Below are 13,252 nucleotides of genomic sequence, written 5' to 3'. Positions count from 1 at the left end.
GATCACACGACATCCTGATCTTGCTGGGAACATCACGGCCTGCGGTCGACCCGACGCGCTGTCACAGCGCGGAGCAGATCGTCGACGCAGGGGCACAGGGTGATGCGGGGATAGCTAACGGTGCGCAGCAGAGTCGAAGGAGCGAATGGATCGTGCGTCCGAAGAGGGCACTGACGTGGGTTTCCCTGGCCGCCGCCGCGGCGTTGATCGCCGCGAGTTGCGGGTCTTCGCCGGACACCGCCGCCGAGACGCCGCCGAAGCCGGGCACGCTCCTTTCCCAGCGGCCGCTGACCAACGGCGGTCCGAAGATCTCCGCGTCGGCCGGTTCGGCGACGTATATCCGCTACGTCTCCACCGCACCGGATAAAGCGCCCATCGAGGTATCCGGGGCGGTGTACTTGCCGAAAGGCACCGCGCCGGAAGGGGGTTGGCCGCTGGTCGCCTACGGGCACGGCACCTCCGGGGTCGCCAACGAGTGCGCGCCGACCAGCTCGCCCGAGCTGTTCGGCAACGACGTCACGGTCGCCAACCTCCTCGACGCGCACAAGGCCGTGGTGATGACCAACTATCAGGGCCTGGACGGCCCTGGCTCCGCGCCCTATCTGCAAGCCGAGTCCTCGGGCTACGACGTGCTCGACTCCGTGCGCGCGGTGCGGCAACTCGACCTGCCGGTGACCAAAGACGTTGTGCTCGTCGGGTTGTCGCAGGGCGGGCGGGCCACCGAGTCCGCGGCCGAGACGGCCGAGACCTACGCGCCCGAGCTGAAGATCCTCGGCAATGTGCTGCTCTCGCCCGCGCTGCGCAGCGAGCTCGCCAAGGCCGCGGAGACGAACACGCTGACCGTCGGCCAGTACCTGCTGCTGCCCTATCTGGTCGCCGCCGTCCGGTACGACCACCCGGACTACTCCTACGACAAGATCCTGCACGGTCCGCTGCTCGCCGCGGCGCCCCGGCTCGAGGGCCTGTGCACCGGCCAGTCGACGCTGAAGGACTTCGCCGTCGGCCAGGCCGCGACGCCGGCCGCCGCGCAGTTCGTCGACGACACGGCGAAGAGCCTGCTCGCCGACTACGAAAGCGGCGGTAACCTGCCCAAGGTGGCCACCGACATCCCGACCTTCATCTCCCGCGGCGACAGCGACGACCTGGTCAATACCGCGTGGGGCAACCAGGCGGTGGCCGATATGTGCCGCCTCGGCATCAACCTGGTCGACCACGTGCTGCCCGGCGGGCACGAGGCCTGGCGCGCCCGCGGCGATCTGGTCACCGCGTGGATCAACGACCGCTTCGCCGGTCTGCCCGTCCCGCCGACCACCTGCCGCGCATGAACGCCCGCCGCAGCGCCGGTGCGGCGCTGCTGTTCCTGACGATCACGTACTACCTCGCCGAACTGGTGGTGGGCAGCCGCTGGGCCGACGCGAACCCCTACAGCTGGTCCGCGAACATGATCAGCGACCTGGGCGTCCCCGAATGTTTCGGCGACATGGCGCAATACGGCGCGACCACCCCGCGCTACATCTGCTCGCCGTGGCACGCGCTCATGTCCGCCGAGTTCATTCTGCTCGGCGTCCTGGTCCTCGCCGCCGCCCTGATCCTTGCCCCGATGCTCCCGAATACCCGTGCGGCACAGGCGATCCCGTATCTGGCGCTGATCAACTGCCTCGGCATAGTCCTGGTCGGCGCCTTCCCGGGCAGCGCGGGCGAGGTGCCCGGCGGCGACCGGCTGCGCGCCGTCCTGCACCCCGCGGGCGCCTACCTGGAGCTGCTCTCCGGGCTGGCGATCATGATCATCATCGCCGTGCTCTACCGCGCCCAGCGCGCCTATGCCGCAACAACTCTCGCGCTGATCGCGATCACCGTCATCGGGATGATCGCCAGTCTCGCCCCGGACCACCTCGGCCTCGGCGCGGGCACCGCCGAACGCCTGGCGATCGATCCGTTCGTGGTCTGGCGAATCCTCACCGGCGTCGTGCTGCTCCTCGCGTCGCCCCGAATCCTGCTCCGGGGCAACGAAACCGCCGTCGGTTCCACGCGCTCGACCGATGCGTGAGGCCTTACCCGCCGCCGATCAGCGCAGCGTGGTGGTGAGCGGGGCGGAATCGCGCTTGGTGGCCTGGCGGGCGGCGATGCGGTCGCGGCGCTCCTCGAACTTGAGCATGTCGCGCTCGTACTTCGCCAGATAGTCGGCGAGCTTCTCCCTGGTCTGCTCGCCGGCGGCGGTGAAGTCGGTCCGCTCGAAGATCTTCCAGATGCGCAGCACCGGCATCACCACGTCCTCGAGGTGCTGGCGCATGTCGTAGATGCCGTGTTTGGCCATCAGGGTGCCGTAACGGCGGAAGTTCGGGTTCTCCGCGCCGGGCATCTGGAAGTTCATCAGGACCAGGGCGATCGCCTCGATGGCCTGGTCGGGGGCCAGGTCCAGCGCCGCGCCGCACATGTTGCGGTAGAAGATCATGTGCAGGTTCTCGTCGGCGGCGATGCGCTGCAGCATCTTGTCGGCGACGGCGTCGTTGCACACCCGGCCGGTGTTGCGGTGACTCAGGCGGGTGGCCAGCTCCTGGAAGGTCACGTAGGCCACGCCGAGCAGGAATCCGGTGTCCGGAACCTCGCTCGGATCGACGGTGCCGTACTTCGCGACGGCGAGCGGGTCGAAGCCCGTGGTCATCGCGATCATCCTGGCGTTCTCCAGCTCGACCGGGTCGACCCCGCGGGTGACCACCAGGTAGTCCCGCATCACGATGCCGTGCCGGTTCTCCTCGGCGGTCCAGCGGCCGACCCAGGTGCCCCACGCGCCGTCCTGGGAGAAGTTCTCCGCGATCACCCGGTGGTAGGAGGGCAGATTGTCCTCGGTGAGCAGGTTGGTGATCATCGCGGCCTTGGCGACGTCGGACAGCTGCGACTGGCTGGGGTCCCAGTCGACGCCGCCCATCGCGGCGAAATTGCGGCCCTCGTCCCACGGCACGTAGTCGTGCGGATGCCAGGCCTTCGCCATCGACAGGTGCCGGTTGACGTTGTCCGCCGCCACCGGTTCCAGCTCGGTGAGCAGCTCGAGCTGGGTCAGAAGTCGGCCCATTTGCGTTACCCCTCAGACTTTTTGGCTCACTTTGCGCGGGGACCGAACACGACCGCCAGCGCGACAACCTCCGCGAGCCTACGGATCCGTAGGTGGCAATTCAACCGGCCGATCAGCTGCCCCCAGAACTGGTGGCAGCGCCGAGCGGCCGCGGCACGAAGCGGTGGCAGTCGGCGGGCAGCCGCGCGCCCGCCGTGCGGAGCTGGGCGATCCGGGTGAGATAGGCGGCGCCGAGCATGAGCTGATCGGCGATGTCGGCGACGTGCCGGTTGCTGAGCGCGGCCAGGTAAGTCCCGTTGACCCAGCTGTTGAAGCCACCCATCGCCGGCCCGGTCCACACCTGATAATCGGCGGTGCGGTCGGCCTCGCCGCGGATGCTCCATCCGGACGACAGGCCGAGATACCACCGGAACGCCAGCGCCATCTTGCGCTTCGGGTCCTCGGCCGCACCGATCAGCTGACCCGGATCGCGTTCGGTGAAGTAGCTGACGCAGTCCTGCCACACCGCGTCCAGCGGTCGCCGGAACAGCGTGGCCTCCAGGTCACGGCGCAGGTCGGCCGGGATGTCGTCGATTCCGGCGTACGCGCGGTAGGTGTCGTAGAGACGTTGCGCGCGGGCGGCGAACATGGTGCCCCGGCGCAGCACCTGTACCTGCACACCGAGTTCGAACATGTCCGAGGACGGCGCCATCGTGCAGTCGGCGAAATCCGCTCGGGCCAGTAGCGCTTTGGTGGTCTCGCATTGCGCGGCCTCGCGGGTGGCCTGGTTGATCGAGCCGGTCACCACGTAGGCGGCGCCCAGCGCGAACGCCGCGGCGGCGGCCGCCGGTGTGCCGATGCCGCCCGCCGCACCGATGCGTACCGCGGCAGCGGCCGGCAGGGTGCTCCGATCGCGCGCGGCGATCAGTTCCGGCAGCAGCACCAGCAGCGGCCTGCGGTCGGTGTGCCCGCCGGAGTCCGCCTCCGCGGTGATGTCGTCGGCCATCGGCACCTGCTCGGCCAACCGCGCCTGTTCGGTGGTGATGTCGCCCGACGCGACCAGCTGACGCAGCAGATTCGCCGGCGCCGGCCGCAGGAACGGCTCGGCCACCTCGACCCGGGAAACCTTGGCGATCAACCGGTTCCGCACCTCGACCTGCCCGTGCCGATCGACGCCGAGACCGGCGACCCGGTATCGGACCACCTCGGCGGTGAGGCCCATGAAGGCCGAGGCCTCCACGCAGCGCACCTGGTGGCGCAGGCAGGAATCGACGATGCCGCGTTCCAGCGCCGGTTCGGACGGACTGTGGATCAGGTTGCAGGCGAACGGCTTTCCGGGCAGCGCGGCGCTGAGTTCGGCGAGCGCCGCGTCCACCACCGCGGGCGTGACCCCCGCGGCGCCATACGAGGCTAGATAGCCCGCCCGCGACATCGCCGAAACCAGGGCCGGCGAGGCGATCCCGTTGGCCATCGCCCCCGCCGCGTATGCGGCCCGCACGCCGTGGGTGGCGTGGAACTGCTTGTCGCCGAGCAGCTCCGGCGGCAGCGGGGCGACCGCGGTGAGCACCTCCGCGCGGGCGGCGATGCCCGCGTCGGAGGTCACGCCGACGCCGCCGTCGTGGCGGACGACCCAGGCCGGCTGCCGTACCTCGAGCAGCACGGCGCCGATCTCTTCGGCCGTCTGCGCGACGGCGCTCGTCTGCGCGGTGGTCATCGGTGGTCCTCTCGCTCGGCGAGTTCGACCGCGAGGTCGTTGAGTTCGTAGATGCGCAGGCCTGGTTTCCAGAGCGAACCGTCCACGAGGACGGTGACGCCGTGCGGTCCGCGCCGGATCTCCTTGATGTGCGCGTCCAGTTCCACGGTGCCGTCGGTGGGCAGCAACTGGCCGCGGTAGCGCCAGCCGAACGGTAACCCGGCGGGGATGCGGAAGACCGGATCACGCAGCGCGGCAGCGAATCCCGCGTCCAGCATCCACTCCTGCACCGCGTGGATGACCGACTCGACGCCCAGCGAGCCCGGGATGACCGGATCGAGGTGGAAGTGCCGTTCGAAGTACCAGTCCGACGGGTCGATCGCGCGCAGCGAATGCAGGTAGCCCGCTTGGTATTTCCCGCCGCCGTCGACCACGTCGAGGTGTTCGATCAGCGCGAGGGTCCGGCGCGCGCACAGCCCGGCGGCCGGGTCGGCGCGGCGCGCGGCCACATCGATGGTCCGGATCCGGGCGTCCGCGTGCTCGTCCAGCCAGGTCGGGGCCGCCCGGCCCGCGTCGAGACCGGTCTGGTTGGCCAGGGCCTCGTCGCTGAAGTAGCCGAACATGGTCTCGCCGGCGTAGAACGGTTCACCGTCCACGCTCAGCGTGTAGTCGAACGTCTGCAGCGACGAGCCGGGCAGGATCGTGGTCGACAGCAGCCGGGACGACTGCTCGATCGTCTTGTCCCGCAGCTCGATCTGACGGAGCACCGTCGCCGTACCGCCGAGATTGCGCAGGCTGAGCGTGACGCCCGGCTGGGTGAGCGTCGGTCCCGCGTAGTAACCCATCAGCAGTGCCGCCTGAAGCGAGGTCTCCATGTAGACGAAATGCGGCATGGACTCGTTGGCGGTGTCGCCGTAATACCAGGAGTCGGCGGGTGAGTCGTATTCGGTGGTGTAGGTCGCGCCGTCCAACCGGCCACGCGCGCCGTCGAATCGGATCACCCGGTCGACGAGCAGCAGGCCGCCGGTGGGCAGCCGGGTCGCGCGCACGCCGGTGTATTCGGCGAATTCGGTTCCCATGGCGATGCTTTGGTCACCGCGGGCGAGGTGGGCCATGTGGAATTCGTTGAGCAGCAGCGACGGTGCGGCCTCGCCCGGCCCGACTCCGCCGCCTGCCGGTTCGGCGACCGTGACGGTCACCTGCACCTGTCCCTGTGCGCCAGCGAAGTTCGCGGTCGCGGAGACGTGTGGCCTCGGTATCAGGTCGATGTCGGTGACGACGAGTTCCACCGATCCGGCGCCGCCTTCGACCGAGCCGCTGAGCCGAGTGGTGTTCAGCGTGCTGCCCGACAGGCACAGCTGCATGCCGGTGAAGAGCGCGAAGACCTCCGCTGCCTGCACCGCCGCCGCGCGTGGATCTCCGTCGAAGTGCGCGACCACGCGCCCCTTTCCGGTGCCGCCGCGTAGCTCGATCGCCGTGACCTCGGTCAGTACCAGGGGCTCGACCGCGGCGAGGCGCGCCACCGAGGTGACGCCGACTCGTTGGTGCCGAGCGCCGAACACACCGGCGACCTCGCCGTCGGCCAGGCGCAGCAGAGCCGCGCGGTCGAGACTCCGCAGCCGGGTGCGGGCCAGCGGCTTGAACGCCGACTCGGCTGCTACGCCCGCGGTTTCGGCGACGGCGCCGTTGCCGCCACCGAAACCGGGGACGTCGCCGTGGCCGGCCGGCTGTTCGCCGACTGCCGTGCCGGGCTGAGTGCCACCGGTCGCCGCACGCAGCGTCCGTTGCCAGACCGCCCGCTGCAAGGCCACCTGCGCGCTCAATGCCGCACGGTGCGCGGTCACCACACCGGAGCGAATCTCGCTGAGCGGGTGACCGACTCGTGCCGCACCGACGCGCGGCGAGGCGACCGCCGGGCCACCACCGGCGGCGATGCCGCCGTTTCCGGAGCTCGGAGCCGCCGGGTCAGCGCCCTGCCGTTCGCCGCTCGGCGAGCCGTGCGGGTACTGCGGCCCGCTGGTCGCCACCGCGTCCGCCCGTTCAGCAGACAGATCCGGATCAGGGGCCGCGCCACTGTTTTCGGACCTCATCGCCACCGCGGAACCCGTCGGGTCGAACGGTATTCCGTCGAACTCGAGCACTGTCATGCCATCCACCGCCTCACCGAGGTCTGGAACTTCTCTGTCAGATCCGGCGTCGTCACCACGGTGACGTCCGAGAACCGTTGCAGCACTGTGCCGTCCGTGGTCATCGCGGTGGCGTCGATGCGGGCATCGACGCGTCCCGTGCGCGGGTTGTCCACGACGAGCAGGAACGTCTCGTCCGCGGGCAACGGCCGGTAGTAGTCCGCCCGGCCGACCCCGAGGGGCAGGCAGGCACCGCCGAGCAGGCGGTAGCCGAGAACCGGCGGGCCTTGCAGGATCAGGTCGGCGAGGACCGGATCGTGCAGGCGGCCCGCGTAGGCGCCGTTCGCCACTCGGGCTGCCGGAAGCGAGCAGTCGAAGACGATCGCGTCGTCGGAGGCCGCCCGCACCATGCGCAGACCCTGAAGGGCCGGCGCGTGGAACTGGATGGCGTCGCGATAGATGTTCGCGTCGCTGGCCGATCCGCTCGGGATCAGCTTGCTCGGCGCGTCCTCCGCACCGCTGCCGAGCAGCAACGTGGCACGGAAGTGCAGGATGTTGCCGCCGCGAATGTTCGCTTCCACCAACGTCCGGCCGTCGGCCGCCTCGCCGGGGATCAGTTCGAGCTCGACCTCGTCGATCGGGCGGTCGAACACGATTCCCTTGAGCACCTCGAAGTCCCGGACACCGACCACGGTTCGGCCGGCCAGGCTGCGCTCGGCGAGGTTGATCATCGCGCCGAGGCCGAAAGTGGCAGGCAGCACGACGTGTTCGCCGATGCGGTGGGCTTGAATGATCGGCTCGTCGGTGAGTCCGGTCAGTACCCGTCGAGCGGACACAGCGCTCGGTTCGACTCCGGCGTCGCCGGACAGTCCGTTCGCGGGGCCGATGAGGACGACGGTGTCCTCGCGATGATCCGCGGTGAACTGCTCGGCGAAGGCAGCCGCCCCGATCTCCGGGTCCAGCAGCGCGATGCCGCGGGCCAGGAAGTGACCACGGAGCGCGGGCGTCACCATGCCGCCGTCCCAGGCGCCCCAGTCGATCGCGGTGACGTGGCAGTCGGGCTGATGCCGCCGCCAGCTCACCGCGAACCGGGACAGCGCCTCGTTCGCGGCCGCGTAGTCGGCTTGACCCGCGTTGCCGAAGAGGCCCGCCACCGAGGTGAACAGCACCAGGTGCCGCAGTTCGCCGAGGGCGGCGAGCACGGCGGCCAGTCCGGCGATCTTGGGTTCCAGGACGCGTCCGATGGATTCGGCGGTCTTGTCCGTGATCATCGAGTCGGCCAGCACCCCGGCCCCGTGGACGACGCCGGTGATGGTGTCGCGCCATGGTGCGAGGGCGGTCCGCACCGCGGTCTCGTCGGTGGCGTCCACCGCGAGATACTCAGCCCGTGAACCCAGCTCGGTCAGCGTGGCCCGGATCTCCCGCGCCGCAAGCACTCCGGAGCACGCGCGCTCGATCTCGCGAGGCTGCACGCCTGTGCCCGCCAGCGCACGCACCGCCGCGGGCTTGAGGTCCGCGTCGGGAACGCCTGCCGCCCAGTCGGGTTCGGGCGCGGGCTCGGATCGACCGAGCAGGACGAACCGGGCCTCGCTGCGTTGCGCCAGCGCTTTCACACACGTCGCGGTGACGCCACGCGCGCCGCCGGTGACCAGCAGAACATCCGCCGCCGTCAGCAGACTCGGTTGCTGCTCGGCGCCGGGACGCACGATGGTCACCGAGCCGGCGGGCGCATACGCACTCGGGACCAGTGTCCGCCGCTCCCCCGCCGCTTCGATCCCGACCTCGAGCGTGTCCCGGGCCGCGTCGAACACTTCGGCGGTCACGAGATCGGCCAGCCGTGCCGGCGTGATCGCCGGGTCGAGGTCCAGCGCCCGGCAGAACAACGACGGCTGTTCGGCGGCAAGCGTTTTCACCACGCCGCCGACGCCACCGAGCAATGCGCTCACCGGATCTGCCGTGCCCGCGAAGCCGAGCTGGCCATCGAGGCGCGTGACCGTGACGAAGCCCGCCCGGTCATCGGCCTTCCGCAACAACGGCACCGCCTGACCCGCGGCCAGGATGGTCGCGCCGAGGCGCTGCTGTGCCGAATCCCAGTCGGCCGCATCGCCGATGACAACGAGGCACACATCGACAGAGTCGAGCTCCGCCAGATCCGGGCCGCTGCGGCGATGCACCGTCCAGCCGAGGGCGCCGAACGCGGATTCGAGTGCGGCACAGTCCGCTTCCGCCTCCCCGCTGAGGTCCAGGAGCGCGATGTCGGCATCCGCGCGGTAGGGCGCGTCAACCCGGTCGACGGCGGGCAGGATGATCAGTTCGACGGCGTGCCGCGGCGTTTCGGCCGCGGCCTCAGCTTTTGGGTGGACATCACCGCCCACCGACGTGGCGAGCTCGTCGACGATCTGATCGAGGGTACGTAGCGTGCCCAACTGCTCCGGGCCGAGGCTCGGCAAGTCCGGAAACCGTTCCTGTAGTGCGCCGATCACCTGCACCCGCTTGATCGAGTCGACGCCGAGATCGGCCTCGAGGTCCATCGAGGGATCGACCATCTCGACCGGGTAACCGGTCTTCTCCGCGACGACCTCCTGCAATGCGCGGCGCAGGGTGTCGCCGGTGGGCGCGTCGGCGTCCGCCGGAACCGCGCCGTTCGGAGCCGCATCCGCGCCGTTCGGACCGGTGGCAGCTCCATTCAGCTCGGCCTCGCTGAGCAGGCTCGCGATCTGGTCGAGCGTGCGCAAGGTGCCCAACTGCTCGGGCCCGAGGTTCGGCAGGTGCGGGAAACGCTCTTGCAGCGCACCGATGACCTGAACTCGCTTGATCGAGTCGACGCCGAGGTCGGCTTCCAGGTCCATCGACGGATCGACCATCTCGACCGGATAACCGGTCTTCTCCGCGACGACCTCCTGCAACGCCAGGCGCAGCGTATCGGCCGCCACCTGACCGTCGGCCTCGGCGACCTGCGGGTGCGATCCGTTGCCGTTGCCGTTGCCGTTCGCCGGAACCGCCGGAGCCACCTGGACCTCCGTGACAACCGGAGCCGCAACAGGTTCCACGTGCGCGACCGACTGAGGCCGCGCCACCGCCGGTGCGGTGGTCAGCGGCCGGCGCTGCGGCGCCGACTCGATGGCCGGCTGCCGCGCCGACTCCACCCGGCGCGGGGCCGGGGCCGCCGCCCGCTGCGCCGGCGCGAAACCGCTTTCCAGCTCGGCCAATTGGGCGAGCACATCGCTGGCCCGCGAGTGGCTCTCGCTGATCGCGACGCCGTGGTCCTTGACCGCCTCGATCGCCCGCACCATCGCGTCGTCCAGCGAACCGTTGCCGAGCACGCCGGCCAGTCCGCGGGCCATATCCAGCTGCCCGTCGAGGAATTGGCGGTGCGTCTGTAGATGCTGAACCAGCGCGCTGTCCAGCGCGTCCGCTCCGGGGTCGGAGGAATCAGCGGGTTGATACACGGTGGTCTCCGTTGCTTCGGTGATAGATGGGGCCACGACCGGTGTTTCGGGCAGGCGATCGACCACGGTGTCGACAGGAGAAGAGGCGGCGGCCGGTGCCGCCAGGCTCACCCGGTAGCCGTCGTCGAGCATGGCGGCGTACGCCTCCCGACGAGTCGCGGGCACGTACTCGGGCGCGGACATCGTCACGGTCATCGGACGGCTCGGCGTGTGCCGCACCGCCTCCGGGGCGGCGTGCCGGTTGATCTCGTGCAGGCCGAAGCCGAGCACGGCCAGCCGGACCGCGGCCCGCGCCAGGGTGAGATCGCTGTTGCCGATCGGTCCCGAGTCGGTGGCGATGGCGACCACGTCGTCACCGAGGGTGCGCCGCACCAGCGAGGTGAGCACCTGCTTCGGGCCGAACTCCACGAAGACCGTGCAGCCCGCCTCCCGCATCGCCGTCAAGGCCGACGCGAATTCGACCGGCTTGCTGAGCTGTTCGGTGATCAGGTCCCGGTTCGCCGCGACATCACTGCCGTACTGCGCGTCGGGGGTGTTGGCATAGACCGGCGCGTCCGGAACCCCGATCGGCACCGCCGCAGTGGCTTTCGCGAACTCGGCCACCGCGTGCCCGACATAGGGCGTGTGGAACGCGCCGGACACCGGCAGCTCCCGGGTGCGCACGTCGCGCTCCGCGCTGCGCGCCACCACCGCGGCGACGCCCTCGACGCCACCGCCGATGACCACCTGGTCCGGCGCGTTGTGGTTGCAGATCCATACGTCGTCGATGCCGTCGAGCAGCTCCTCGGCGACCTCCCGGGTAGCGCCGAGCGACACCATGGTGCCTGCCTCGACACCAGGTTCCGGCGTCATCGCCACACCGCGTGCCCGGGCCAGCTCGAAGAACTCCGCGGTGCCGATGGCGCCGGAGGCCCACAGCGCGGTCAGTTCACCGAAGCTGTGCCCGAGGTAGCCGTCGGCCCGGAACCCGTACCCGGCCAGCACCTGGAACTGACCTGCCGCCAGCGCACCGATCGCGGGCTGCGCGAATTCGGTACGGCGCAAGACGGTTTCCTGCTCCTGCGCGGTCTCGTCGTCGAACGCGGGCGGCGGGAAGACCACCGACGACACCCGCACCGGCGCACCGGTGAACGCGACGTTGGCCGCGTCGAAGGCCGCGCCGACCGCCGGATTGTTCAGTGCCGCATCCAGTCCCATGTCGACGTACTGACTGCCCTGCCCGGCGAACAACGCGCCGACCTTACGGTCGGGCAGCGCGGCGGAGCGGAAGTACACGCCCTCCGGGTGATCCCAGGCCGCGGCGTCTGGCCGGCGCACCAGCTCGTCGACCGCGAGACCGCGCAGATGCTCGGCGTTCTCGTCGTCCACCGAGACGAAGCCGATGCGCGCGTGGCTTTCCGGGATATCGCCGCCGTCGATCGCCTCCACGCTGCGCACCGCGTCCACCAGGCCGGCCACATCGGACGCGTGCCACAGGTGCGCGCGTGCGGTGCGGTGCAGCACCGGCTGATCGCGCGTCGAGTCGGCCTCTTCCAGCACGACGTGAAAGTTGGTGCCGCCGAACCCGAAGGCCGACGCCGCGGCCCGGCGTACGGGACGCTGCGGGTCGCGAATCCACGGACGGGTGCGGGTGTTCACGTAGTACGGCGCGTCGGCCGGGGCGATCTCCGCGTTGGGTGCCGCCACATTGATGGTGCCGGGCAACACCTTCTGGTGCAGCGCGAACGACAGCTTCATCAGGCTCGCCGTGCCCGCCGCGCCCTTGGTGTGCCCGATCTGCGACTTCACGCTGCCGAGCGCCGCGAACCGGGGCTCCGAGGTCGCATCGGCGAGCAGCCCTTTCAGCGCGGTCAGCTCGGTCTTGTCGCCCACCGGCGTGCCGGTGGCGTGCGCCTCGATCAGCGCGACATCGGCGGGCGAGCACTCGGCGTCGGCATAGGCCCGATCGAGCGCGACGCGCTGGCCGCCGGCCCGTGGCGCGTAGATGCTCTTGGCCCGGCCGTCGCTCGACGAGCCGAGACCGCGGATCACCGCGTAGATCCGATTGCCGTCGCGCCGTGCGTCTTCCAGCCGGCGCAGCGCCAGCATGGTGATGCCCTCGCCGAGCAGGGTGCCGTTGGCGTCCGAGGAGAACGGGCTGATCTGCCCGCTCGACGACAGCGCCCCGACCTTGCTGAAGCACAGGTAGATGAAGATGGTGTTCTCGGTGTCCACGCCGCCGGTGATCATCATGTCGGCGCGGCCGTCCTGCAATTCGGCGATCGCGGTCCGCAAGGCGGCCAGCGAGGCCGCGCAGGCCGCGTCGACGGTGCAGTTGATGCCGCCCAGGCCCAACCGGTTCGCGACCCGGCCCGCGGTGATGTTGGCCAGCAGGCCGGGGAACGAATTCGCCTCCCACGGCGCGAACGCGGCGACGAACTTGTCCGCGATCGCGTCCGCGTCGGTATCGGAGAGCCCGACCGAGCGCGCCGCCTCCTTGAGCACCGGCGTGGAAAGTCGGGCGGCCAGCGGATGCATCAGCGGCACCGGTCCGGTGGTGCCGAGCACCACGCCGGTGCGGCCCGGGTCGTACCAGGTGGAGTCCACAGCACCGGCGTCGATGAGCAGGTCCCTGGCCACGCCGAGGCTCAGCGTCTGCATAGTGCTGGTGACCTCGAGCTGGTTCGGCGGCAGCCCGAACTCCAGCGGATCGAACTCGATGTCGGGCAGGAAGGCGCCGCGACGCGAGTACGTCTTGTCCGGTGCGTCCTGGTCGGCATCGAAGTAGTCGTCGAGGCTCCATCGGGACGCGGGCACCTCGGTGGTGCAGTCCACGCCGTCGACGATGTTCTGCCAGTACTCACGATGGTTGTGCGCGTGGGGCAGCAGCCCGGACATCCCGACGATGGCGATCGGGTTGCGCGCCAGGCGTCTGTCGTCTGTCACGAAAGTTCCT

General features: G+C 70.2%; 6 protein-coding genes. 2 read left to right on the top strand and 4 right to left on the bottom strand.

Annotated features, from left to right (window positions below):
- Window positions 1–152: 152 nt before the first annotated feature.
- Together ACFQ9K_RS23540 and ACFQ9K_RS23535 are read left to right on the top strand one after the other, a co-directional pair.
- Entirely contained in the window at window positions 153–1,325 is a 1,173-nt protein-coding gene (locus ACFQ9K_RS23540; protein WP_378720804.1) for a lipase family protein, read from the top strand.
- Window positions 1,322–2,047, top strand: a complete 726-nt coding sequence (locus ACFQ9K_RS23535) for a DUF998 domain-containing protein (protein ID WP_378720803.1) — start codon at window positions 1,322–1,324, stop codon at window positions 2,045–2,047. The genes ACFQ9K_RS23540 and ACFQ9K_RS23535 overlap by 4 nt, the downstream gene beginning before the upstream one ends.
- Before the next feature lie 18 nt (window positions 2,048–2,065).
- Here ACFQ9K_RS23535 and ACFQ9K_RS23530 read toward each other — a convergent pair whose 3' ends face one another.
- The 4 genes from ACFQ9K_RS23530 to ACFQ9K_RS23515 all read right to left on the bottom strand — a co-directional run bounded on the left by ACFQ9K_RS23530 (window position 2,066) and on the right by ACFQ9K_RS23515 (window position 13,242).
- Window positions 2,066–3,070, bottom strand: coding sequence for an acyl-ACP desaturase (locus tag ACFQ9K_RS23530; RefSeq protein ID WP_378720802.1), 1,005 nt, complete (start codon window positions 3,068–3,070; stop codon window positions 2,066–2,068).
- A gap of 112 nt (window positions 3,071–3,182) precedes the next feature.
- The gene (locus tag ACFQ9K_RS23525) at window positions 3,183–4,763 is read right to left on the bottom strand and encodes a PfaD family polyunsaturated fatty acid/polyketide biosynthesis protein (RefSeq protein ID WP_378720801.1); all 1,581 of its coding nucleotides are present in this window, start codon (window positions 4,761–4,763) and stop codon (window positions 3,183–3,185) included.
- Window positions 4,760–6,889, bottom strand: coding sequence for a beta-ketoacyl synthase (locus ACFQ9K_RS23520; protein ID WP_378720799.1), 2,130 nt, complete (start codon window positions 6,887–6,889; stop codon window positions 4,760–4,762). The genes ACFQ9K_RS23525 and ACFQ9K_RS23520 overlap by 4 nt, the downstream gene beginning before the upstream one ends.
- Window positions 6,886–13,242: a beta-ketoacyl synthase N-terminal-like domain-containing protein gene (locus tag ACFQ9K_RS23515; protein WP_378720798.1), complete on the bottom strand. Its 6,357-nt coding sequence runs from the start codon at window positions 13,240–13,242 to the stop codon at window positions 6,886–6,888. The genes ACFQ9K_RS23520 and ACFQ9K_RS23515 overlap by 4 nt, the downstream gene beginning before the upstream one ends.
- Window positions 13,243–13,252: the final 10 nt, after the last annotated feature.

It is taken from the genome of Nocardia sp. NPDC056564 (genome assembly GCF_042793755.1).
In the GTDB taxonomy this organism is placed as follows: Bacteria; Actinomycetota; Actinomycetes; order Mycobacteriales; family Mycobacteriaceae; genus Nocardia.
Note: the sequence above shows the minus strand (reverse complement) of the source record. Positions and strands in the feature narration are given on the sequence as shown.

Excerpts from the sequence above, each read along its gene's own strand:
- ACFQ9K_RS23535 (WP_378720803.1), top strand. The coding sequence starts at position 1,322 with ATGAACGCCCGCCGCAGCGCCGGTGCGGCGCTGCTGTTCCTGACGATC.
- ACFQ9K_RS23530 (WP_378720802.1), bottom strand. The coding sequence starts at position 3,070 with ATGGGCCGACTTCTGACCCAGCTCGAGCTGCTCACCGAGCTGGAACCG.
- ACFQ9K_RS23525 (WP_378720801.1), bottom strand. The coding sequence starts at position 4,763 with ATGACCACCGCGCAGACGAGCGCCGTCGCGCAGACGGCCGAAGAGATC.
- ACFQ9K_RS23520 (WP_378720799.1), bottom strand. The coding sequence starts at position 6,889 with ATGACAGTGCTCGAGTTCGACGGAATACCGTTCGACCCGACGGGTTCC.